A 21646-nucleotide genomic window follows, 5' to 3' on the forward strand; every position below is an offset into this window, starting at 1 on the left:
GTTTCCGGGTGGTTTTTCGGGGCGGTCTACGGTGCGGGGACGGGCGCCTCGTCGGCGAGCGAACCGCTGCCGGAGATCGCGGCCCCGGCGGCCCCGTCGGCGAACATGCAGGGGTGCTTGGCGCGCATGCGCGCCATCAGCCGCTCGTACGGCACGTCGGCGTGGTCGCCGTAGTCCGTGAGGAACTCCATCTGCCCCCCGCCCTGGGCGTCGTAGGGGTGGTACACGCTGTCGGCGGTGCCGTCGAACTCCAGCGGCGTCATCCCGTACAGGCGGCACAGCAGGCCGTTGAAGACCGGGGTGACGCGCAGCCAGCGGCCGTCGAGGCGGACGGAGACCAGGCCGTGGTGGAAGACCTCGCCGCCCACCATGCGCCGCAGCCGCTCCGAGGCCAGGTGGTTGCGCACGTCCGCGTAGACCAGCCGGCTGGGGACGCCGACCGAGCGGACCGCCGCCGCGTAGAGCACGGACTTGTGGAGGCAGAAGCCCTTTCCGGCGCGGGCCACCGAGCTCGCCCGCAGCGCGGCGCGCTCCAGGCTGGTGCCGTAGACCTCGTAGTCGACGCCGTCGCGCACGGCGTAGTAGAGCCGGACGGCCTTCCCGGCGGCGGTGGTCTCCTCGAGGGCCCCGGACCGCGCGACGAAGTCGCGGACCTCCGGGGAGTCGTGGTCGAGGAATTCGGTGGGACGCAGAAGTTCCGCGAAGTCTGGTGTGCTCATCGTCCTCAAAGACCCATCGTGGTGGCGATGCGGGAGTACTGGATGTCGGTGGTGCCCGAGTAGATCGTTCCGGCGACGGCGTTGCGCAGGTCCTGCTCCAGGCCGTACTCGGCCATGTAGCCGTAGCCGCCGAAGGTCTGCACGGCCGCGACGGCGGAGGCCAGATTGCCCTCGCTGGCCAGGAGCTTGGCGGTGGCGACCTCCACCGTGGCGTCCTCGCCCGCCTCGACCTTCCGCGCCGCCTCGTACAGGGCGGTCCGGGCGGTGTCGGTGGCGACGCGCATCCGCGCGATCCGGTGGGCCACGGCCTGGTGGGAGCCGATCGGCCTGCCGAACTGCTCACGGGTGCGGGCGTATTCGACCACGCGCTCCAGGCGGGCCCGCATCTCGCCGACGTTCACGACGAAGGAGCACAGGACCTCCCACTTCATCACGTGGTCGAAGACGACGAAGCCCGTGCCGACGCGGCCGATGACGTTCTCCAGGGGCACCCGGCAGTCGTCGAAGAACAGCTCGGAGAGCGGGGAGGTGCGCAGGCCCATCTTCGCCATCGGACCGCCCACCGTCAGGCCGGGCCGGTCGCGTTCGACGACGACGGCCGTGATCCCGAAGGGGCTGCCGCGCTCGCCCGTCGAGACGTACACGACGAACACATCGGCTATGGGGCCGTTGGTGACGAACGCCTTGTTGCCGTTGAGGACGAGGTGGCCGTCCTCGACCCGGCCCGTGGTGCGCAGGGAGAGCATGTCCGAGCCGGCCTCCGGCTCGGAGATCGCGTGGGCGCCGATCACCTCGCCCGCGCACACCGCCGGCAGGAACCGCTCCTTGAGCGCGGGCGAGCCGAAGCGCTGGATCGGCACACCGGTGCTCACCATGTGCGTGGTCGCCGAGAAGCTCAGGCCCGCGTCGCGGCATGCCTGACCGAGGCCCTCCAGGACGTACAGGGTGGTGGTGAGGGACTGGCCCAGGCCGCCCCAGCGCTCCTCGAAGGGCAGCCGGAACAGGTCCGACTCGCGCAGCAGCTTCCAGTTGTCGTGCGAGAACTCGCCCGTGCGGTCGCGCTCCAGGTGCCCCTCGCCGAGCCGTTCGCCCAAGGCCGCGATCGCGGCCCGCAGTTCTCGCTGATCTTCCGACCAGTGCATCAGGTATCGACCTTCTCGGTGTGGTCCGGACGGGGAGGCCGGAGGGGAGAAGTGCCCGGCCTCCCGTCCACGGGCGCTCTAGTAGTGGGAGAAGCCGCTCTCGTCGAGGCTGTGCACCTCGTCGCCCCGCAGCGGCGGGTTGAAGACGCTGATCAGGTGGAGATCGGTGTCGGGATCGGCGATGAGGAAGTGGGCGTCGTGCTCGTCGAGGGCGTAGAGCACGCCGGGCTCGATGGTGAGGCTCTTCGAGCCGTCGGCGCTGACGACCTCGCCCCGGCCGCTGATGCAGTAGCAGGCCTCCAGGTGGCGGCGGTACTGCAGCCGGGACTTGGTGCCGGCCCGGACGAGCGTGTCGGCCACGGTGAATCCCATGCCGTCGGACTCGGTCAGCAGCCTGCTGCTGCGCCCGTTCCCCCACTCGACGGTCTGGACCTTGTCCTTCTCACGCGTGAACATGGTGGCTCCTCGTCTCTTCGAAAGCGGTGACGAACGCGTCGATGGCGTTCACGGAACGGAAGTCGCCGGGGGTGATCTCGACCTGGTCGAGCGGGACGCCGTAACGGGTGGTGACCCAGTTGACGACCCGGACCACCTGAAGGCTGTCGATCACGCCCGTCGCCAGCAGGTCGTAGTCGGGATCGAGCTGATCGGCGCTCAGGTCCGGCAGGAACTCCGAGATCAGGAAGCGCTTGATTTCCGCGGGGCGGTTCATGCCCTGTTATCCCTTCAGCCGCCGTACGTCGCCGACGGCGGCGCGGTCGTTCTTTCCGGTGGGGCCCTTCGGCAGGGCCGCGTCGGTGACGCGGATGTCGCTGGGTATCGCGGTTCTGGCCAGCCGCCGGGCGCAGTGCTCGCGCAGGGCGAGGACGTGGAGGGCGGAGCCGGGGACGCGGCGCACGAGGGCCTGGAGCCGTTTGCCGGCCGCCTCGTCGGGCACGGTGACGACCACGGCGTCGGCCACCTCGGGGTGGGCCAGCAGCGTCTGCTCGACCTCCTCCAGCGAGATCCGCAACCCGCGCACCTTGACCTGGAAGTCGGTGCGCCCGACCAGGTGGAGGGTGCCGTCGGCGGTCCGCCGGACGAGGTCGCCGCTGCGGAACCAGACCCGGGGCCCGTCCGCGTCGGCGCGGCGGACGAACCGGTCGGCGCCGCGCGCGGGATCCAGGTAGCCGTGCGCCTGGAAGGGGGTGTGCACCAGCAGTTCGCCGGTGCCGGGCCCTTCCAGCGGCCGCCCGTCCTCCCCGAGGACCAGGGCGCGGACGCCCGGCAGCGGTCTGCCGAGCGGCAGCGGGCCCGCCGTCTCCGGGTCGGCGGGCAGCAGCGGCCCGGCGTCGAGGATCAGGCTGTCGTTGGTCTCGGTGCAGCCGTAGACATTGGCGAAGGAGGCGTCCGGGAAGAGCCCCGGCAGCCGGGCGAGCAGCCGCGGCGGCACCGCGTCACCGGTGAGGACGACATGCCGCACGGACTTCAGCGGCTCCGCGGGGTCCGCGCCCTCGGCGAGCAGCCGGTAGAGCAGCGGCACGCCCTGCACGAGGTGGACGTCATGGGCGGAGATCAGCTCGCGGAGGTGCGCGCCATCGGTGGCCCGGTCCGGGTCGACGAGCACCACGCGGCCGCCGGCGGCCAGGGTCGACCAGACCTCCAGGAGGCACAGGTCGAAGTTGAGGGGCGCGTAGTTGAGCACCGCCGTGTCCGGCCCGAGGCCGAAGTGCTCCGCCGCCCAGGCGGTGAAGCGGCCGACGGCGTCGAGCGGCAGGGGCACCACCTTGGGCGTCCCGGTGGAGCCGGACGTGGTGAGCAGCAGGCCCGTTCCCTCGGGGACGGCCGGGGCGTCCGCCCGGGGCACGACCGTCTCGACGCCGAGCCCGCCGGGCCCGTCGTAGGAGGGTTCGGCGGTCAGCACACGGTCGATGCCCGCGCCGGCGGTCAGCTCGCGCAGGGTGTCGGCGCCGAGCTCGGCGGAGGGCAGCAGCACGGGGCGGCCGTCGCGCAGCGCGGCCACGAGCAGGGCCAGGGTCTCCGGGGTTCTGCGGGCGGGTACGCACACGGGTGCCGCGCGGTCACCGCCCAGGTGGCGCAGCCGCTCCTGGAAGACGCCCGCGAGCGCGCCCAGTTCGCCGTACGGGACGGCCGTGCCGCGCCAGATCAGGGCGGGGGCCTCGGGGGTGCGCCGGGCACGGTCGTCGAAGGCGGCGGTGAGCGGGCTCATGCGGGCACGCCCGTCGTGGCGCCGGTCGCGTCGATCTCCCGGTAGCCGCCGTCGAAGTAGACCAGCGGGCGGCCGGGGACGCTGCCGGTGGCGACCACCCGGCCGATGAGCAGGGCATGGTCGCCACCGCCCACCACGCTCTCCAGCCGGCAGTCGAAATAGCTGAGGGATCCGCTGACGACCGGGGCGCCGGTGACGAACGATTCGGTGGCCACGGACGGGAAGGAGCCGATGGCCCTGCCGTTGCCTCGGGTGGCGAAGTGGCGGGAGACGCGCTGCTGGTCGTCGCGGAGCACGCTGACCGCGAAGACCTCGGTGGCGAGGACCGCCGTCACCAGCGGGCTCATCCGCCCGATGGACACGGACACCATCTGCGGCTCCAGGGAGAGCGACCCGAATGCCGAGACGGTCTTGGCGAACACTTCGCCGCCATTTCTTGTCGCGACCACCGTGACACCGGACGCGAATTTACCGGCCGCCGCGCGGAATTCCCGCTCCGGGCATTCTTCGGGCTGTGCCCGCACCCGGGATGTCGGGGGTAATGCCATCACTGTCACTGCCATTCCGTGAGGGCTTTTCTCGGGGACGTCCATGACTGTACGAGGTGCGGTGAAGCCGCTTCCACTACCTCTTCGGGTAGTGCCGCCCGGCTACCCGTCCGAGTGGTGAGGGGCTCCGTGGGGACCGTATCGGCGCAGGTCGAGGCCGTTAATCAGGGTACCGGCGGGGGCGGTTGTACAGATCTACACGGAAGGGGCCGTGATCATGTGCGAGTGTCCATTGTGAAGGGCCCCCGCCCTGTTTAGGGTCCCTTTCATGACTGCATCCTGGCTTGGCCCCGGAAAGGCCGCGGCGGTGGCGCTCACATTCGATGTGGACGCCGAGACCGGTGTGCTCTCCATGGGCGAGAAGTACGCACGGCACGCGATGACGATGACCCATCAGGCATTCGGCCCCGATGTCGGCGTGCCGCGCATCCTGGGAATTCTCCGCGAACTCGGCGTGCCCGCCACGTTCTTCTTCCCGGGCTGGGTGGCCGAGCGCCGCCCGAATCTGGTGGCACAGGTGGTGGAGGCGGGCCACGAGGTGGCGCACCACTCCTACAGCCACGTACCGGCGACGTCGATGACGTTCGCCGAGGAACGGAACGACTTCGAGCGCGCCCTGGAGGTCTTCCAGAAGCAGGACGTGCCCGTGTACGGCCACCGGGCCGGGCTGTGGGAGGCGAGCTGGCAGACGGCCTCGCTGGTCGCGGAGTACGGGCTGGCCTACGACTCGTCGATGATGAACGACGACCGCCCCTATCACGTGCCCACCGAGCGGGGCGACGTGGTGGAACTGCCCCCGCACTGGTCGCTGGACGACTGGGAGCAGTACGCGTTCCTGCCGGCGCCGCAGATCGGGTCCATCATCGAGGACCCGCAGAAGGTGCTGTCGATGTGGAAGTACGAGCTGGACGCGATGCGGCGCTACAACTCGCTGTTCATGCTCACCAACCACCCCTTCCTCACCGGCCGTCCGGGCCGCGCGGAGGCGCTGCGCTCCCTGATCGAGTACGGCATGTCGCACGGTGACGTGGAGTTCCTGACGTGCCGGGAGATAGCCGAGCGCGCCAAGGCCGACACCTCCCTGGCCACCCGGCCGCTGGCGCCGCCGGAGATCGAGCCGGGGCTCTTCCCGGCGGAGTGAGGAACGACGAGCGCCTCCCGTCCGGGACTGCCGGACGGGAGGCGCTTTTTCGGCGGGATCGGTTCGGGATCAGTTGATGGACTTGATCAGCTCACCGTCGGCCGTGTCGCCGCTGAGCTCCCAGAAGAACGTGCCGCCCAGGTTCTGCCGGTTCTTGTACGCCATCTTCCCGGCGATGGTCGACGGGGTGTCGTAGCTCCACCAGTTGTCGCCGCACTTGGCGTAGGCGGTGCCGCCGACCGTGCCGGTGGCCGGGCAGGTGTTCTTGAGCACCCGGTAGTCCTCGAAGCCGGCCTCGTAGGTGCCCTTCGCGGGCCCGGTGGCCGTGCCGCCGGGGGCGGACTGGGTGACGCCGGTCCAGCCGCGCCCGTAGAAGCCGATGCCCAGCAGCAGCTTGGACGACGGGATGCCCAGCGACCGCAGCTTGGTGAGGGTGGCGTCGGTGTCGAACCCGGTCTTCGGTATGCCGTTGTACGACGTCAGGGGCGAGTGGGGGGCGGTGGGGCCCTTGGCCTCCCAGGCGCCGAAGTAGTCGTAGGTCATGGGGTTGTACCAGTCGACGTAACGGGCGGCGCCCGCGTAGTCGACAGCGTCGATCTTGCCGCCGGCGGAGGCGTCGGCGGTGATGGCCGCCGTCACCAGGCTCTTGCCCCCGAACCTGGCGCGCAGCGCCGCCATGACGTCGCGGAAGGCGGTGCGGCCGCTGGTGTCGCAGGTCAGCCCGCAGGCGTTGGGGTACTCCCAGTCGATGTCGATGCCGTCGAAGACATCGGCCCAGCGCGGGTCCTTGACCAGCCCGTAACAGGACTCGGCGAACGCGGCGGGGTTCTTCGCCGCCTCGCCGAAGCCGCCGGACCAGGTCCAGCCGCCGAAGGACCAGACCACCTTGAGGTTCGGGTGGAGCTTCTTGAGCTTGCGCAACTGGTTGAAGTTGCCGCGCAGGGCGCCGTCGTCCCAGGTGTCGGCCTTGCCGTCGACGCTGCCGGCGGCGTCGTAGAACCTGTCGTAGTCGGCGTAGGCGTCGCCGATGGCGCACTTGCCGCCGGTGACGTTGCCGAAGGCGTAGTTGATGTGGGTGAGCTTCGCGGCGGAGCCGGATGTCTCGATGTTCTTCACATGGTAATTGCGCTCGTAGACGCCCCAGTCGGTGAAGTAGCCGACCACGCGTCGGCCGGCCGAGGTGTCCGTGGTGTCGTCGGCCGTGGCCGGGCTCGCGGTGAGGCCGCCCGCGAGCAGGGCGGCCCCGGCGGCCACCGTCGTGAGCCAGGTGCGGGCGCGCTTGCGGAGCGGTCCGGGCATTCCGTGCGGTCTGTGCATGAGGTCTCCTCGGTGGGGGAGGGACGTGCTCTTGGCATGGACGCGTTGAACAGTGGGGAAACCGTAGGAGGACTAGACCAATACGGTCAATGGTTCGTACCAAAGCTCCCGGCAAGTTGTGCAAGATTTGCCGACCGGTGACGTCGCGCCCGCGAACGGGCATACTCCAACCGCCACAGCCGCAGGTCACGCGAGCTCGGGACCCGGCGCCGGACCATCGGCTGGGCATCCACGGCAGCGTCGCCCCCACCCTCGGGCGGCCGTCGCCGCAGCGCCCGACAGGGAGGAGCCGCCGCCATGACCGATCACGGACCGCAACCGGTGGAGCGTCAGCTGCCCACCGAGGAGTCCCGCGACCTGATCTCGCTCGTGCGGGACCTGACACAGCGGGAGATCGCGCCCACCGCCGCCGAGGAGGAGGACGCCGGGCACTTCCCGCGCGGGGTCTTCGGGCTGCTCTCCGCCTCGGGCCTGCTCGCCCTGCCGTACGCCGAGGAGTTCGGCGGCGGCGACCAGCCCTACGAGGTCTACCTCCAGGTGCTGGAGGAGCTCGCCGCCGCCCGCCTCACCGTGGGCCTCGGTGTGAGCGTCCACACCCTCGCCTGCCACGCCCTCGCCGGATACGGCACCAAGGAGCAGCGGCAGACATACCTGCCCGCCATGCTCGGCGGGGGACTCCTGGGCGCCTACTGCCTCTCCGAACCGGCCGCCGGCTCCGACGCCGCCGCTTTGCGCACCCGTGCCACCCGCGTCGGCGACACCTGGACCATCGAGGGCACCAAGGCCTGGACCACCCACGGCGGCATCGCCGACTTCTACACCGTCCTGGCCCGCACGGGCGGCGAGGGCCCCCACGGCATCACCGCGTTCCTGGTACCCGGCGACGCCCCGGGCCTGACGGCCGCGCCCCCCGAGCGCAAGATGGGCATGAAGGGCTCACCCACCGCCCAGCTGCACTTCGACGGGGTCGAGGTCGCCGACGCCCGTCGCCTCGGCGACGAGGGCCAGGGCTTCGCCATCGCCCTGTCCGCCCTCGACTCCGGGCGGCTCGGCATCGCCGCCTGCGCCGTCGGCGTCGCCCAGGCCGCCCTCGACCAGGCGCTGTCCTTCACCCAGGAGCGACGGCAGTTCGGCCACCCGGTCGCCGACTTCCAGGGCCTGCGGTTCATGCTCGCCGACATGGCCACCCAGATCGAGGCGGGCCGCGCGCTCTACCTCGCCGCCGCCCGCCTCCGCGACACGGGCCGGCCCTTCGCCAAGCAGGCCGCCATGGCCAAGCTCTTCTGCTCGGACACGGCGATGCGGGTCACCACCGACGCCGTGCAGCTCATGGGCGGCTACGGCTACACGGCGGACTTCCCCGCGGAGCGGTACATGCGCGAGGCGAAGGCTCTGCAGATCGTGGAGGGCACGAACCAGATCCAGCGGATGGTGGTGGCGAGGCACCTCGCGGGGCCGGAGTCGCACTGACGGGCGAGCCCCGAAGGGGCGCGGGGAACTGCGCGACCGACCAAGGACGGCCCGCAGCCGCCCGCGGGGCGCTCAGCGGCTCAGCCGAGCAGCTCCGCAAGCTCCGGCACACGCTCCTCGGCCGTCGGCCCGCCGACACCAGCCGTGTCCTTGAGCCCGGTCGCCGTACCGATCACGACCACCGGCCCGCCGCCAGCAGGGGCGTGCCGCAGCACGCGGCGGGCCGCCGCGACGCCCACCGCCGACGACGGCTCCAGGAACAGCCCGCGCGCCGCCAGCGCCCGGTGCTCGGCCATGAACTCCTCCGTGGGCACGGCGAGCGCCGTCCCGTCCGCGCCCCACAGCGCGTCCAGCCCCTGCCACACCGGACGGCTCTCGCCGAGCGAGAACGCGGGGGAGGGCAAGGGGTCCAGCGACACCCGCTCCTGCTCCGCCCGTCCGGCGAGCGCCAGGGCCGCGGTGTAGGGGGCGGCGCCCGCCGGTTCGGCCGCGACCAGCCGGGGCACGCCGGCCACCAGCCCGGCGGCCCGCAGCTCCCGGAAGCCGCGGGCGATCCCGGACAGCAGATCGGCCCGGCAGGTGGGCACCACCACGGCCCCCGCGCCCTCGCGGAGACCGGGGACGTCCCGGGCGAGCTCGTACGCGACGGACTTGTAGCCCTCGTTGGCATAGGCGTTGCCGCCCGGGGCGGGAGTGGCGTAACTGGTCAGCGGATACCAACCGAACCGCTCGACGGCCTCGCGCATCGCGGCGTTCCGCGCGGCCGTGCCGTCCCGGACGACCCGCACCGCGCCCAGCGCGTCGATCTGCGCCCGCAGCGGCCCGGGGACCTCGCCCGTGGTGAACACCACGCAGCGCAGGCCCGCCCGGGCGGCGTACGCGGCGACGGCCGCGCCCGCGTTGCCCGAGGAGGCCGCCGCGACCGTGTCCGCGCCGGCGGCCAGCGCCGCCGCGACGCCCACGGCCATCGCCCGGTCCTTGTGCGAACCGGTCGGGTTGGCGCCCTCGTACTTCACCCACAGCCCGTCCGGCCCGCCCTCCGGCAGGGACACCAGCGGCGTGCCGCCCTCGCCGAGCGTGACCGGGTCGCCGACGGGCGCGGACAGCGCCGAGGGCCAGCCCCACGGCCCGCCCGGGTACCTCTCCAGGGACAGCCCGGACAGATCCGCGAGCGGTGGCACCGGGTTGGCGCCGATCCCTTCCTCCCGGCACGCCGCGCAGCCCGAGAAGTCCTGGGCGGCGGCACCGCAGCGCGGGCAGTGGAGGGGTATCGGCAGCGGCACGCGGACTCCTGAAGGGTCGTAGGGCCTCGCGCGCGTGGCGCGCGAGGCTCCGACCGTAGCAGCCCGCCCCGGCGCCGATCCGCCGTCAGGAGCGGCGGCCGCCCTGCTCCGGCACCCGCAGCGGGCGCGAGCCCGGCCCCCCGATGTGCGAGAACGGCTGCGTCCGCCAGTCCAGGCTCTCCGGCAGCGTCAACAGCAGCGCCGCGTCCAGGTCCTGGGCGCCCTGGGACTCGTCGGCCGGATGGGCCTCCTCCGCGCCGCGCCCCGAGCCCGGGCAGACCGTCAGCCCGAACGGATCCCACGGGGACGGGCACAGCGCGTGCTCCGGGAGCACGTCCTCGTCGGCGAGGAGCGCGATGGGCCGCGCGCAGTCCGGGCACATCACCCGGAACATCTCGTAGGTCTCCTCGTACGGACCGCCGTCGCCGTCGGTTTCCAGGCGTTCCAGGCTGGGCATGGTGTGTTTTCCCCCTCGGATGGACCGGCCGGGCACCTCGGCCGCGGCCACAGCAAGCACTTCCCGTACGACAAGGCGGGTAATCGCCGCGCGTGGGAGGACACGGGTGCGTGTCTGTGGCATTGGTCACACGCTCCGTGCGCCTGTGGCGCCGTCGACTGTGCCCGGCGCGCCATGAACCAGTAGGTTGACCCGCGTGGAGGAGTTGGACAAAGAGATCGTGGAGCTGCTCGTCAAGGACGGGCGGATGAGCTACACCGACCTGGGCAAGGCCACCGGCCTGTCCACCTCGGCGGTGCACCAGCGTGTGCGCCGGCTCGAACAACGGGGCGTCATCCGCGGCTACGCGGCGGTCGTCGACCCCGAGGCCGTCGGGCTGCCCCTGACCGCCTTCATCTCGGTGAAGCCCTTCGATCCCAGCGCGCCCGACGACATCGCGGACCGGCTCGCCGAGATCCCCGAGATCGAGGCGTGCCACAGCGTGGCGGGCGACGAGAACTACATCCTCAAGGTGCGGGTCGCCACACCGCTGGAGCTCGAGCACCTGCTGGCGCGGATCCGCTCGCTGGCGGGGGTCTCGACGCGGACGACGATCGTGCTGTCCACGCCGTACGAGGCGCGGCCGCCGCGGGTGGGGTGACCGGGGCGGAGCCCCGGTTTCGGGAAGGGGCGGGTCAGGGGAGAGACTCATCCTCATGACCGAGCGACCGGACAAGACCGTGCTGTTGCGCGGCGGAGACGTCTACAGCCCCGCCGATCCCTTCGCCACCGCGATGATCGTGGAACAAGGCCGCGTGGCCTGGGTCGGCTCCGAGGGCGCCGCCGACTCCTTCGCCGACGGCGTCGACGAGGTCGTCGACCTGCGCGGCGCGCTCGTCACCCCCGCGTTCACCGACGCCCACGTCCACACCACCGCCACCGGTCTCGCGCTCACCGGCCTCGACCTCACCGGCGTGCCCACGCTCGCCGCCGCCCTGGACCGGGTGCGGGCGTACGCCGCCGCGCGCCCCGCCGACCGGGTGCTGCTCGGGCACGGCTGGGACGCCAGCGCCTGGCCCGGGCGTCGGCCCCCGTCCCGCCGCGAGCTGGACGAGGCCACCGGCGACCGGCCGCTGTACCTCACGCGCGCCGACGTCCACTCCGCCGTCGTCACCACCGCCCTCCTCGACCTCGTCCCCGGCGTCCGCGAGCTGTCCGGCTTCGCGCCCGACGCCCCGCTGACGGGCGACGCCCACCACGCCGTGCGCGCCGCCGCGCACGCCACCGTCGGCCCCGCCCAGCGCGCCGAGGCGCAGCGCGCCGCGCTCGCCCGCGCGGCCGCGCTGGGCATCGGCTCGGTCCACGAGTGCGCCGGGCCGCTGATCTCCTCCGAGGACGACTTCACCGGGCTGCTGCGGCTGGCCGCCGAGGAGCCCGGCCCCCGGGTCACCGGCTACTGGGCCGAGCGGATCACCACCCCCGAGGCGGCCGGCCGGATCCGCGCGCTGGGCGCGCTCGGCGCCGCCGGCGACCTGTTCGTGGACGGCTCGCTCGGCTCGCACACCGCCTGCCTCCACGAGCCCTACGCCGACGCCCCGGGAAGCACGGGCTCCGAGAACCTGGACGCCGCCGCCGTCGCCGCCCACGTGGCGGCCTGCACCGAGGCCGGGATCCAGGCCGGTTTCCACGCCATCGGCGACGCCGCGCTCACCGCCGTCGTCGAGGGCGTGCGCGCGGCCGCCGAGAAGGTGGGCCTGGAGCGCGTCCGTGCCGCCCGGCACCGGGTCGAGCACGCCGAGATGCTCACCCCCGAGCTGATCGCGGGCTTCGCCGAGCTCGCCCTCACCGCCTCCGTCCAGCCCGCCTTCGACGCGGCCTGGGGCGGGGAGGAGGGCATGTACGCCGAGCGCCTGGGCCCCGAGCGGGCCCGGACGCTCAACCCGTACGCGGCCATGCTGCGCGCCGGGATCCCGCTCGCGCTGGGCTCCGACAGCCCCGTGACCCCCCTCGACCCCTGGGGCACGGTCCGGGCCGCCGCCTTCCACCGCACGCCGTCCCACCGGGTCTCGGTGCGGGCCGCCTTCACCGCGCACACGCGCGGCGGCTGGCGGGCGATCGGCCGGGACGACGCGGGCGTCCTGGTGCCGGGCGCGCCCGCGGACTACGCGGTCTGGGAGACCGGCGACCTCGTGGTCCAGGTGCCCGACAGCCGGGTGGCGAACTGGTCCACGGATCCCCGCTCCGGCACCCCCGGCCTGCCCGACCTCACCCCGGGCGCCCCGCTGCCGGTGTGCCTGCGGACGGTCGTGGGCGGGCGGACGGTCCACGCGCGCCCGAACGGGTGACGCGCCAAGATCCACGTACCGCCGAACGACGTCCCCGGGGCCGCACCCGCAGGGCGCCATCTACCGTACTGACCTGCTGATTTGGGCGACACACGCAGGTCGCGAGGGTGTTGACACAGTGCGGGCGGCGGCCGGTAGGTTCTCCGCTGTCCACCAAGGACGTCCGACCGGGGAACCTCCACGCAGTCGTCGAACGCCGCTGGGCCATGGGGCGGTGCGCCGGGAAGGCGCCCCGCCACTGGGAGCCAGGCTCAGCGCACGGGGGCGAGGGACGGTTCGGCCGGGCCGGCAGGTGCGACCCGGGTGGGGCCCGGACGTTCAGTAGACAACGGCTCTCGGCCGACCGCAGCCGGCGGTTCCGAAAGTCGGCCCGAAGGACACCGGGCCCCCATTCCGACCCGTGCGCGGGGGCGGTGCCGTCGCCCCTCGGGGCCGCGAGGGCCCCCGACCGAGGTACGGTCGTCAGCTGACACCCCTGCCAGCTCCAGGAAGAAGCGACCGTGCCCTCGGGTCCCGAAACCACACCGGAAGCCACCCTGGCCCCGCCGCCCCCGGCCCCCGTGCCGCGCCCCGGCCGGGCCGTCCGCCTGGCCCGGCTCGTCCGCCGCGAGGCGCGGCGCACGGCTCTCGCGGCCGTCGCGGGCGTCGCTCTCACCGCCGCCTTCCCCCCGTACGGCCTGTGGCCGCTGTCGGTGGTGGCGGTGGCCGCGCTCGCCGTGCTGACCCGGGGGCGCACCGCCCGCCAGGGCGCCTGGACGGGCTTCGCGTTCGGGCTGCCGTTCTTCTTCTTCCTGCTGCGCTGGCTGCACGTGGTCGGCTACGACGCCGTGCTGGGCCTGTCGGTCCTCCAGGCGGCCTTCCTGGCCGTGCTCGGGGCCGGGCTCGCGCTGACCTCCCGGCTGCCCGTGTGGCCGTTGTGGGGGGCGTGCCTGTGGATCGCCGAGGAGTGGGCGCGGGACCGGGTGCCGTTCGGCGGCTTCCCCTGGGGCCGGCTGGCCTTCGCCAACACCGGCTCCCCCTTCACCCCGCTCGCCGCGCTGGGCGGGGCGCCGCTGGTGAGCTTCGCGGTGGCCCTGGCCGGCGGGCTGCTGGCGTACGCGCTGCTCGCCGCGTGGCGGCTGCGGGGCGGCCTGCCGGGCGTCCGGGCCGTGCTGCCCGCCGCCGGGGCGCTGGGGACGGCCGTGGTGCTCGCGCTCGCGGGGTACGCGGTGCCCGTGCCCACGAAGGCGGACGACACCGTGAACATCGCGATCGTCCAGGGCAACGTCGAGAAGCCCGGCATGGACTTCCTCGGCCGCCCGCTGATGGTGCTCAACAACCACGTCGACGCCACGCTCCAGCTGGCCCGGGACATCAAGGCCGGCAAGGCGCCCAAGCCCGACCTGGTGATCTGGCCGGAGAACTCCTCCGACCTCGACCCCTTCCAGTACGCCGAGGCCTACGACCGCATCCAGGAGGCCGTGCGGGCCGTGGGCGTGCCCGTCCTGGTGGGCGCCCTCGTCGATCACCCCGGCAAGAGCGGCTACATCGACAACAAGGGCATCGTCTGGGACCCGGTGACCGGCCCCGGCGCCTCCTACGCCAAGCAGCACCCGGTGCCCTTCGGCGAGTACGTGCCCTTCCGGGACCAGCTGAGCAAGGTCATCACCCGGCTCCAGCGCGTCCCCCGCGACTTCTACCCGGGCGACCACACCGGGGTGCTGCAGGTCGGCCCGGCCCGGCTCGGCGACGTCATCTGCTTCGAGGTCGCCTACGACGAGATCGTCCACGACACGGTGGCCGCCGGCGCCCGCGCCCTGGTCGTCCAGACCAACAACGCCACCTACGGCCGCACCGGCCAGCCCGAGCAGCAGCTGGCCATGAGCCGGCTGCGCGCCGTCGAGCACGGCCGGGCCGTGGTGACGGCCGCCACGAGCGGCATCAGCGCGGTCGTCGCCCCCGACGGGCGGGTGCTCCGGCGGAGCGAGGAGTTCACCCGGGACGTGATCTCCGCGAGCATCCCCCTGCGTGACGGCACGACCGTCGCGGACCGCGTCGGTGCGGGCCCGGAATGGGCGCTCGCTATGGTGGGTCTTCTGTCCTGCGCGGCGGCGGTCCTGACCTCCCGTCGGGCACGGGCGGACGAGACCTCGAACCGGAAGGGCCAGTAGTGCCAGAAGTGAACGACGGTGGTCAGCGGAGATTCGGTCCGCTCGGCACGACCTTGGTGATCATCCCGACCTACAACGAGGCGGAGAACATCAAGCCCATCGTCGCCCGGGTGCGCCAGGCCGTGCCGGAGGCGCACGTCCTCGTCGCGGACGACAACAGCCCCGACGGGACCGGCAAGCTCGCCGACGAGCTGGCCGCCGAGGACGAGCACGTCAAGGTGCTCCACCGGCAGGGCAAGGAGGGGCTCGGCGCCGCCTACCTGGCGGGCTTCCGCTGGGGTCTGGAGAACGGCTACGGCGTGCTCGTGGAGATGGACGCCGACGGCTCCCACCAGCCCGAGGAGCTCCCCCGGCTGCTCACCGCGCTCAAGGGCGCCGACCTGGTGCTGGGCTCGCGCTGGGTGCCCGGCGGCCGGGTCGTGAACTGGCCCAAGTCCCGCGAGTTCCTCTCCCGGGGCGGCTCCACCTACTCCCGGCTCATGCTCGACGTGCCGATCCGCGACGTCACCGGCGGCTACCGGGCCTTCCGCCGGGAGACCCTGGAGGGGCTGGGCATGGAGGAGGTGGCCTCCCAGGGCTACTGCTTCCAGGTCGACCTCGCCTGGCGCGCGGTCAAGGCGGGCTTCCACGTGGTGGAGGTCCCCATCACCTTCGTCGAGCGCGAGCTGGGCGACAGCAAGATGAGCCGCGACATCGTCGCGGAGGCGCTGTGGCGGGTCACGTCCTGGGGCGTGGGCTCCCGGGTCGCCAAGGCCACCTCCAAGGCCCTCGGCAAGGAGCGCTGACGGCTCGTCCCGCCGGGCCCGGTAAGGGATCCATAAGCGCGCTCCGGCCGTTCGTCCGCCGTCCGGGCACACTTGAGGCATGACGTTCGGAGCGCAGCAGGAGCAGCAGCAGACGTTGAACAGCCGGCCGCCGGGGCGCGGCCGGGCCCGCAGGCTCGTTCCCCTCGGGGTGGCCGTGTGGGCGGTGCTGGAGATCTGGCTGCTGGTGCTGGTGGCGGGCGCGGCGGGCGGGCTCACCGTGTTCGCCCTGCTGGCCGGAGGAGTGATCGCCGGCGCGTATGTGATCAAGCGGGCCGGGCGGCGGGCCTGGCAGCGGCTCAGCGGCTCGTTCCAGCAGGGCGCGGCCCCTCAGCCCCCACAGGGCGGCGAGGGCGGCGGGAACGGCCTGACGATGCTGGGCGGCCTGCTGCTCATGGTGCCGGGGCTGATCTCCGACGTGGCCGGGCTGCTCTGTCTCTTCCCGCCGACGAGGGCGCTGATCCGCAGGACCGCCGAGCGGAAGCTCACCGGCTACGCGGCGCAGGCGGCGCCCGGCACGCTCGGGGACGCCTTCCAGCAGGCGCAGCGGGCCAGGATGCGGCAGCCCGACGGCAAGGTCGTCCAGGGCGAGGTCGTCCGCGAGGACCGGCCGCCGGCCCCCCGCCCGGACGACCCCCAGCTCCCGCGCTGAGCGCTCCGCGCCGGTAGCGGGGGCGTACGTCTGCGGGCCGTCCGTGGCTGGTCGCGCAGTTCCCCGCGCCCCTTCGGGGCACGAAAGGGCCCGGGCCACTGCTTTCGCAGTGGCCCGGGCCCTTGGTCGTGCAATCGGTCGTGCGATGGAAACGCGCGGAGACCGCCGTCAGGCGGACTTGCGCGTGTCCCGAGGATGCACGGCGATGTTCATGGCGCCGGAGCGCAGGACGGCCAGCCTCTCGGCCAGCACCTCCTCCAGCTCCTCGCGGGTGCGCCGCTCCATGAGCATGTCCCAGTGCGTGCGCGCGGGCTTGCCCTTCTTCTCCTCGGGACCGTCGCCGTCCACCAGGAGTGCCACGGCGCCGCACGCCTTGCACTCCCACTCCGGCGGAATCTCCGCCTCTACCGAGAACGGCATCTCAAATCGATGGCCGTTCGGGCATGCGTACTCCACCGCCTGGCGCGGGGCCAGATCGATGCCGCGGTCGGTCTCGTAGCTGGTCACCACAAGTCGCGTGCCGCGGAGAGCTCGCTCACTCATGAATTCGTGCCTCCCGGGCTTGTCGCCCACAGGACAGGTGTCGCTGTCGTCGTCATCCGGTCAACGTCCGGTCGGCGGTGAAGATTCCCCGTTGAGGGACATGCGTCGCCCGTCGTGCCGCCCCTTGTTGTACCCACCAGCGCCCGTTTTGTCACATCTGGCAATAGATGTCACCCTGTGCTGTTGCTACTTGAGCGCGCAGTAACGGTCCGTCCGGCGGGTCGAAGGCGTACACTACCGGCCCGCCGGTTTCGCGCCTAAACCGGGTCCGGTGCGTCCTGGGTGGACCTGGCCGGATCCGGGGTCTCCGGTACCGCCGCCGAGCGCGCCACGGGCACCGTCGGCCGCCGTTCCGCGGGGGCGAAGAAGCGCAGGAAGAACTGGGCCAGGGGCCCGATCCCCACCGCGAAGAGCACCGTGCCGACGCCCACCGAACCGCCCAGCGCGAAGCCGGTCGCGAGCACGGCCACTTCGATCAGGGTCCGCACCAGCCGCACCGACCGGCCCGTCCTGCGGTGCAATCCCGTCATCAGCCCGTCGCGCGGGCCCGGGCCGAAGCGCGGCGTGATGTACAGGCCCGTGGCCACCGCGCACAGCGCCACCGAGAACAGCAGCAGCGGAATCCGTATCCACAGCGAATGGGGGGTGGGCGTCACGCTCAGCGTGGCGTCCATCACCAGGCCGATCATCAGTACGTTGGAGACCGTGCCCAGCCCCGGGCGCTGCCGCAGCGGGATCCACAGCAGCAGCACCAGTGCGCCGATGGCGATCACCACCGTGCCGATCGACAGGCCCGTGTGCCGCGCCACGCCCTGATTGAGCACGTCCCAGGGGGCCAGCCCCAGCCCGGCGCGCAGCTGCAGCGCGCAGCTCACCCCGTACAGCACGAGCCCGCAGTACAACTGGACGAGACGGCGGCCCAGCCCCGGACTCCGGGACGGCGCGGAAACGGGCGCGGACAAGAGGTACCCCCCTGTGGTGGTGCGAGTGGCCTTGACGTGACAGTCTGTGGACTGGATCGAACATTGATCCATAGCCAATCCCGGAAAGGTGGACTGCACGAGATGACCCAGTGGACCTCTTCGGTGGGGGCACCGCAGCTGGCCCGCCTCCTCGGCTCCCCCCACGCCCGTGACACCGTGACACCGCTCGGCGGCCGGCGCACCCCCGCCTACCGGTCCCTGGCCGACCGCGTCCGGCTCCTCGTCCTGGAGGGCCACGTCCCCGTGGCCGCGCGGCTGCCCGCCGAGCGCGAACTGGCCACCGCCCTGTCCGTCAGCCGCACCACCGTCGCCGCCGCCTACGAGGCCCTGCGCGCCGAGGGCTTCCTGGAGTCCCGGCGCGGCGCCGGCAGCTGGACCGCCGTGCCCGCCGGGAACCCGCTGCCCACCAGGGGCCTGGACCCGCTGCCGCCCGAGGCCGCCGGCTCCGTCATCGACCTCGGCTGCGCCGCCCTCACCGCCCCCGAGCCCTGGCTCACCCGCGCCGTCCAGGGCGCCCTGGAGGAGCTGCCGCCCTACGCCCACACCCACGGCGACTACCCGGCCGGCCTGCCGGCCCTCCGCCAGGCCCTCGCCGACCGCTACACGGCCCGCGGCATCCCCACCATGCCCGAGCAGATCATGGTCACCACCGGTGCGATGGGCGCCGTCGCCGCGATCTGCCGGCTGATGGCGGGTCGCGGCGAGCGGGTCGCCGTCGAGTCCCCCTCGTACGCCAACGTCCTCCAGCTCATGCGCGAGGCCGGCGTCCGGCTCGTCCCCGTGGCGATGGCCGGCGGCCTCGCCGGCTGGGACCTGGCCGCCTGGCGCCAGGTCCTGCGCGACGCCGCGCCCCGCATGGCCTACGTCATCGCCGACTTCCAGAACCCCACCGGCGCCCTCGCCCCCGAGGAGCAGCGCCGGGAGCTGGTCGAGGCGTGCCGGGCCGCCGGCACCCTGCTGGTCGCCGACGAGACCATGTCCGAGCTCGCGCTCGACCCGGACCTCGAACTGCCGCGTCCCGTCTGCGCCTTCGATCCCGCGGGCAACGCCGTCATCACCGTCGGCTCGGCCAGCAAGTCCTTCTGGGGCGGCCTGCGCATCGGCTGGGTGCGGGCCGCGCCCGAGGTGATCCGCACCCTGGTCGCCGCGCGGGCCTACGCCGACCTCTGCACGCCCGTCCTCGACCAGCTCGCCGTCACCTGGCTGCTCAACACCGGGGGCTGGGGCGAGTCCCTCGACATAAAGCGCGTCCAGACGCGGGAGAACCGCGACGCGCTCGTCGCGGCGGTCCGACGCCACCTCCCCGACTGGGAGTTCACCGTCCCCCGCGGCGGCCTCACCCTGTGGGTCCGCACCGGCGGCCTCTCCGGCTCCCGCATCGCCGAGGCGGGCGAGCGCCTGGGCGTCCGGGTGCCCTCCGGCCCCCGCTTCGGCGTCGACGGAGCGTTCGAGGGCTACGTCCGGCTGCCCTTCACCGTGAACGGCGCCGTCGCCGAAGAGGCCGCCACCCGCCTCGCCGAAGCCGCCCGCCTGGTGGCGAGCGGCGCGACGGCGGCGGTGGAGATGCCGCGCACGTTCGTGGCGTGACGGACGCCCCCGGTCCCGCTCACCCCGTGGGTGAGGGCGCGGCCGGTTGCGGCAGCAGCGCGAGCACCGCGCGCCGCTGCGCCTCGGCCGTCTCCTCGTCGTAGGGGTCCGGCGTGGCCGGCACCTGGAGCCGGTGCACCGGGCCCGTGCCGATCCGCGCGTAGCCGCGCCCCGGCGGCACGTGGTCGGCCGGTGTGGTGTGCGAGGGCGCGCCGAGGACGGCCGTCACCTGTTCGGGGGCGACCGCGCCCAGGACCGCCCGGGCCCGGGTGTGGGCGAGGACCGCCTCGGCGAGCCGCCCCACGCCCTCCAGCTGTTCCCCCACCGCGACGGTGACCTGCGCCGTCCGCCCGTGCCGCAGCGGCACGGCCAGCAGGTCCTGCGGATCGGGCCGCCCGTCGCGCGCGGCGAGATGGCTCAGCGCCCCGGGCCGGTCCACGACGATCCACAGCGGGCGCCGCACATCGGCGGGCAGGGCCCGCCCCTCCCGCCGGGCGCGCCCCGCGGCGAGGAGCCGCCGCTCCGTCTCGTGGGAGGCCCACTCCAGGACGGCGAGCGCGCCCGGCAGCGAGGACTCGACGGCCAGCACCCCCGCCCGACCCTCCAGGCAGGCGTACTCGCCCGCGCCCCCGCCGTCCACGACCACCACGTCGCCGTGGAGCAGCGCCTGCAGGACGACCGAGCGCAGCAGCGTCGTGACCCCCGCCGAGGGCTGGCCGAGGGCCAGCAGGTGCGGCTCGGTGGAGCGCGGGCCGGTGCGCCAGACGACGGGCGGCGCGTCGTACGTCTCCTCGCCGGCCGTCACGGGCACGGTCCGCAGCACGGCGGACGGGTCGGTGAAGCCCAGCACGGTCTCGCCGGGCGCGGTCACGAAGCGCTGGGCCCAGACGTCGGTGGGCAGCACGGGCAGGACGCCCAGGACGAGGCGGTTGGCGGCCTCGTCCCAGTCGAAGCGGTACTCCGGGCCCCGGCCCGCCTTGACGTGCAGCAACTGCTCGATCCTGGCCCGGGCGCCCTCCTCGCCGTCGGTGAAGTAGCCGGGGTAGCGCAGCCGGAGGCTGGTCAGCCGGCCCAGGCCGTCGAACGCGTACTCCTCGAACGCCTGCCGCCAGTCGCCGCCGGGCGCGTAGAGCGGCCTGGGGTCCTGCGGGGCGGAGAAGTAGGGCACGAGCGCCTCGTAGAGCGCCTGGAGCCGGTCGCTCTCCGCCTCGCCCGGCTCCGCCGCCTTCCGCGCCCCGCCCCGGTCGCGCCCCGCCCAGGCGCCCGCCGCCAGCAGGGCCGCCGTGCCCAGGGTCGGCCCGTAGGGGACGAGCGCCACGATGGCCAGGCACGAGGCCACGAGCAGCAGGGTGGGACCGCGGCGCTCACGTGGCATCCGCCCCCAGCCGTGGCGCCCCGTGGTGGCCAGCGACCGCAGCCCGCGGGCGACGACGAGCAGCGGGTAGAGCGTGTCCCGGGCGTTGTCGGCGAGGCCGCGCGCCAGCTCCCGGCCCGGGGAGGGCGCGGCGGGCCCGGTCGGGATGCGGGGGAGTGCACGCCGGCCCACGTCGTTCTCCTAGGACTCCTAGAACTTGATGCCGCCCAGCAGGCTGGCGAGGCTCGCGCCGCCCGCCTTGATGCTCGGTGCGATGCCCGTTCCCGCGAGGTAGAAGCCGAACAGCGCGCAGACGAGTCCGTGCGAGGGCTTGAGGTTGTCCTTGCGGAAGAACAGGAATACGACGACACCGAGCAGTACGACGCCCGAGATGGAGAGGATCATGGGAATCTCCTGGGAACTGGGGGCGGTCACCACAAGTTCCTCCAGCTTCACAGAAAGTATTTTTTAAGCAACTGGGGATACACCCGTACGGAGGATGACAAAACATGACCGAGCCGACACCCGCATCCGAAGAGCCCGCGCACGACCCGGAGGTGCTCCAGCTGGCGGCCAAGGTCTTCGACCTGGCGCGGCACGGCGACACCGATACCCTGGCCGCATATGTGGATGCTGGAGTTCCGGTGAATCTCACCAATGACCGGGGCGACTCGCTGGTGATGCTCGCCGCCTATCACGGCCACCCCGAGACGGTCACCGCCCTCCTGGAGCGCGGCGCCGACGTGGACCGCCCCAACGACCGGGGCCAGACCCCGCTGGCGGGCGCGGTCTTCAAGGGCGAGACGGAGGTCGTCCGCCTCCTCGTCGCCCACGGCGCGGACCCGGCCGCGGGCATGCCCTCGGCCGTCGACACGGCGGCCATGTTCGCCCGCCAGGACATGCTGGACCTCCTCCAGGGCAACTGACCGGACGCGCCGGCCGAGGGTGCGGGGACGGGGTGACG

The 21646-nt window shown here is 73.3% G+C and carries 22 protein-coding genes; 9 read left to right on the plus strand and 13 right to left on the minus strand.

Going from position 1 to position 21646, the window contains the following annotated elements:
• Window positions 1-26: 26 nt before the first annotated feature.
• The 6 genes from IE096_RS21450 to IE096_RS21475 form a co-directional block, all read right to left on the minus strand.
• Window positions 27-719 carry a transglutaminase-like domain-containing protein gene (locus IE096_RS21450; protein WP_189454130.1) on the minus strand — a complete coding sequence of 231 codons (693 nt, stop codon included), beginning with the start codon at window positions 717-719 and terminating at the stop codon, window positions 27-29.
• A 5-nt stretch (window positions 720-724) separates the two neighbouring features.
• On the minus strand, window positions 725-1864 hold the full coding sequence (locus IE096_RS21455) for an acyl-CoA dehydrogenase family protein (protein WP_189454272.1): 1140 nt from the start codon (window positions 1862-1864) through the stop codon (window positions 725-727).
• Window positions 1865-1939: 75 nt separating this feature from the next.
• Window positions 1940-2317, minus strand: a complete 378-nt coding sequence (locus IE096_RS21460) for an ectoine synthase (protein ID WP_189454132.1) — start codon at window positions 2315-2317, stop codon at window positions 1940-1942.
• Window positions 2304-2573 (minus strand): phosphopantetheine-binding protein, encoded by a 270-nt coding sequence (locus IE096_RS21465; protein WP_189454133.1) that lies wholly within the window; start codon window positions 2571-2573, stop codon window positions 2304-2306. Before IE096_RS21465 ends, IE096_RS21460 begins: the two co-directional genes overlap by 14 nt.
• 6 nt (window positions 2574-2579) lie before the next feature.
• Window positions 2580-4070 carry an AMP-binding protein gene (locus IE096_RS21470; RefSeq protein ID WP_189454135.1) on the minus strand — a complete coding sequence of 497 codons (1491 nt, stop codon included), beginning with the start codon at window positions 4068-4070 and terminating at the stop codon, window positions 2580-2582.
• Entirely contained in the window at window positions 4067-4663 is a 597-nt protein-coding gene (locus IE096_RS21475) for a flavin reductase family protein (RefSeq protein ID WP_308430368.1), read from the minus strand. The genes IE096_RS21470 and IE096_RS21475 overlap by 4 nt, the downstream gene beginning before the upstream one ends.
• Window positions 4664-4886: 223 nt before the next feature.
• Here IE096_RS21475 and IE096_RS21480 point away from each other — a divergent pair, with 223 nt between their 5' ends.
• Complete coding sequence (locus IE096_RS21480) at window positions 4887-5759, plus strand: polysaccharide deacetylase family protein (RefSeq protein WP_189454138.1); 873 nt, start codon at window positions 4887-4889, stop codon at window positions 5757-5759.
• A gap of 69 nt (window positions 5760-5828) precedes the next feature.
• Here IE096_RS21480 and IE096_RS21485 read toward each other — a convergent pair whose 3' ends face one another.
• A complete protein-coding gene (locus IE096_RS21485; RefSeq protein ID WP_189454140.1) occupies window positions 5829-7076 on the minus strand; it encodes a glycoside hydrolase family 18 protein in 1248 nt (415 codons plus the stop codon).
• Between the two features lie 297 nt (window positions 7077-7373).
• Here IE096_RS21485 and IE096_RS21490 point away from each other — a divergent pair, with 297 nt between their 5' ends.
• Entirely contained in the window at window positions 7374-8546 is a 1173-nt protein-coding gene (locus tag IE096_RS21490; RefSeq protein WP_189454141.1) for an acyl-CoA dehydrogenase family protein, read from the plus strand.
• A gap of 80 nt (window positions 8547-8626) precedes the next feature.
• On the opposite strand, the gene IE096_RS21495 is transcribed toward IE096_RS21490, so the two are convergent.
• Entirely contained in the window at window positions 8627-9829 is a 1203-nt protein-coding gene (locus tag IE096_RS21495; RefSeq protein WP_189454143.1) for a threonine synthase, read from the minus strand.
• A gap of 85 nt (window positions 9830-9914) precedes the next feature.
• The gene (locus IE096_RS21500; RefSeq protein WP_189454145.1) at window positions 9915-10286 is read right to left on the minus strand and encodes a hypothetical protein; all 372 of its coding nucleotides are present in this window, start codon (window positions 10284-10286) and stop codon (window positions 9915-9917) included.
• A 196-nt stretch (window positions 10287-10482) separates the two neighbouring features.
• Here IE096_RS21500 and IE096_RS21505 point away from each other — a divergent pair, with 196 nt between their 5' ends.
• The 5 genes from IE096_RS21505 (at window position 10483) to fxsA (ending at window position 16215) form a co-directional block, all read left to right on the plus strand.
• Window positions 10483-10926 (plus strand): Lrp/AsnC family transcriptional regulator, encoded by a 444-nt coding sequence (locus tag IE096_RS21505; protein WP_004948875.1) that lies wholly within the window; start codon window positions 10483-10485, stop codon window positions 10924-10926.
• 55 nt (window positions 10927-10981) lie between these two features.
• A complete protein-coding gene (locus tag IE096_RS21510; protein ID WP_189454146.1) occupies window positions 10982-12610 on the plus strand; it encodes an amidohydrolase in 1629 nt (542 codons plus the stop codon).
• A gap of 500 nt (window positions 12611-13110) precedes the next feature.
• Entirely contained in the window at window positions 13111-14760 is a 1650-nt protein-coding gene (gene lnt / locus IE096_RS21515; protein WP_189454148.1) for an apolipoprotein N-acyltransferase, read from the plus strand.
• A gap of 8 nt (window positions 14761-14768) precedes the next feature.
• Complete coding sequence (locus tag IE096_RS21520) at window positions 14769-15545, plus strand: polyprenol monophosphomannose synthase (RefSeq protein ID WP_189454274.1); 777 nt, start codon at window positions 14769-14771, stop codon at window positions 15543-15545.
• Window positions 15546-15624: 79 nt separating this feature from the next.
• Window positions 15625-16215 (plus strand): FxsA family membrane protein, encoded by a 591-nt coding sequence (gene fxsA / locus IE096_RS21525; RefSeq protein WP_189454150.1) that lies wholly within the window; start codon window positions 15625-15627, stop codon window positions 16213-16215.
• A gap of 168 nt (window positions 16216-16383) precedes the next feature.
• Here fxsA and IE096_RS21530 read toward each other — a convergent pair whose 3' ends face one another.
• Together IE096_RS21530 and yczE are read right to left on the minus strand one after the other, a co-directional pair.
• A complete protein-coding gene (locus tag IE096_RS21530) occupies window positions 16384-16758 on the minus strand; it encodes an RNA polymerase-binding protein RbpA (protein WP_004948858.1) in 375 nt (124 codons plus the stop codon).
• 257 nt (window positions 16759-17015) lie between these two features.
• Window positions 17016-17792 carry a membrane protein YczE gene (gene yczE, locus IE096_RS21535; RefSeq protein ID WP_373298182.1) on the minus strand — a complete coding sequence of 259 codons (777 nt, stop codon included), beginning with the start codon at window positions 17790-17792 and terminating at the stop codon, window positions 17016-17018.
• Window positions 17793-17822: 30 nt separating this feature from the next.
• On the opposite strand from yczE, the gene IE096_RS21540 reads away from it, so the two are divergent.
• On the plus strand, window positions 17823-19328 hold the full coding sequence (locus IE096_RS21540; RefSeq protein ID WP_189454152.1) for an SCO1417 family PLP biosynthesis transcription factor: 1506 nt from the start codon (window positions 17823-17825) through the stop codon (window positions 19326-19328).
• Between the two features lie 19 nt (window positions 19329-19347).
• Here IE096_RS21540 and IE096_RS21545 read toward each other — a convergent pair whose 3' ends face one another.
• Window positions 19348-20874, minus strand: coding sequence for a hypothetical protein (locus tag IE096_RS21545; protein ID WP_189454154.1), 1527 nt, complete (start codon window positions 20872-20874; stop codon window positions 19348-19350).
• An 18-nt stretch (window positions 20875-20892) separates the two neighbouring features.
• Window positions 20893-21087 (minus strand): hypothetical protein, encoded by a 195-nt coding sequence (locus IE096_RS21550; RefSeq protein ID WP_126913219.1) that lies wholly within the window; start codon window positions 21085-21087, stop codon window positions 20893-20895.
• A 104-nt stretch (window positions 21088-21191) separates the two neighbouring features.
• Between IE096_RS21550 and IE096_RS21555 the strand changes: the two genes are divergently transcribed.
• A complete protein-coding gene (locus tag IE096_RS21555; RefSeq protein ID WP_189454157.1) occupies window positions 21192-21608 on the plus strand; it encodes an ankyrin repeat domain-containing protein in 417 nt (138 codons plus the stop codon).
• The last annotated feature ends 38 nt before the right edge of the window (window positions 21609-21646 follow it).

Origin of the sequence: Streptomyces abikoensis (assembly GCF_014648775.1) — a bacterium.
Lineage (GTDB): Bacteria > Actinomycetota > Actinomycetes > Streptomycetales > Streptomycetaceae > Streptomyces > Streptomyces abikoensis.

Excerpts from the sequence above, each read along its gene's own strand:
- IE096_RS21530 (WP_004948858.1), bottom strand. The coding sequence starts at position 16,758 with ATGAGTGAGCGAGCTCTCCGCGGCACGCGACTTGTGGTGACCAGCTAC.
- IE096_RS21555 (WP_189454157.1), top strand. The coding sequence starts at position 21,192 with ATGACCGAGCCGACACCCGCATCCGAAGAGCCCGCGCACGACCCGGAG.
- IE096_RS21470 (WP_189454135.1), bottom strand. The coding sequence starts at position 4,070 with ATGAGCCCGCTCACCGCCGCCTTCGACGACCGTGCCCGGCGCACCCCC.
- IE096_RS21550 (WP_126913219.1), bottom strand. The coding sequence starts at position 21,087 with ATGATCCTCTCCATCTCGGGCGTCGTACTGCTCGGTGTCGTCGTATTC.
- IE096_RS21465 (WP_189454133.1), bottom strand. The coding sequence starts at position 2,573 with ATGAACCGCCCCGCGGAAATCAAGCGCTTCCTGATCTCGGAGTTCCTG.
- IE096_RS21475 (WP_308430368.1), bottom strand. The coding sequence starts at position 4,663 with ATGGACGTCCCCGAGAAAAGCCCTCACGGAATGGCAGTGACAGTGATG.
- IE096_RS21450 (WP_189454130.1), bottom strand. The coding sequence starts at position 719 with ATGAGCACACCAGACTTCGCGGAACTTCTGCGTCCCACCGAATTCCTC.
- IE096_RS21500 (WP_189454145.1), bottom strand. The coding sequence starts at position 10,286 with ATGCCCAGCCTGGAACGCCTGGAAACCGACGGCGACGGCGGTCCGTAC.
- yczE (WP_373298182.1), bottom strand. The coding sequence starts at position 17,792 with ATGGATCAATGTTCGATCCAGTCCACAGACTGTCACGTCAAGGCCACT.
- IE096_RS21490 (WP_189454141.1), top strand. The coding sequence starts at position 7,374 with ATGACCGATCACGGACCGCAACCGGTGGAGCGTCAGCTGCCCACCGAG.
- IE096_RS21510 (WP_189454146.1), top strand. The coding sequence starts at position 10,982 with ATGACCGAGCGACCGGACAAGACCGTGCTGTTGCGCGGCGGAGACGTC.
- fxsA (WP_189454150.1), top strand. The coding sequence starts at position 15,625 with ATGACGTTCGGAGCGCAGCAGGAGCAGCAGCAGACGTTGAACAGCCGG.
- IE096_RS21485 (WP_189454140.1), bottom strand. The coding sequence starts at position 7,076 with ATGCACAGACCGCACGGAATGCCCGGACCGCTCCGCAAGCGCGCCCGC.
- IE096_RS21540 (WP_189454152.1), top strand. The coding sequence starts at position 17,823 with ATGACCCAGTGGACCTCTTCGGTGGGGGCACCGCAGCTGGCCCGCCTC.
- IE096_RS21480 (WP_189454138.1), top strand. The coding sequence starts at position 4,887 with ATGACTGCATCCTGGCTTGGCCCCGGAAAGGCCGCGGCGGTGGCGCTC.
- IE096_RS21460 (WP_189454132.1), bottom strand. The coding sequence starts at position 2,317 with ATGTTCACGCGTGAGAAGGACAAGGTCCAGACCGTCGAGTGGGGGAAC.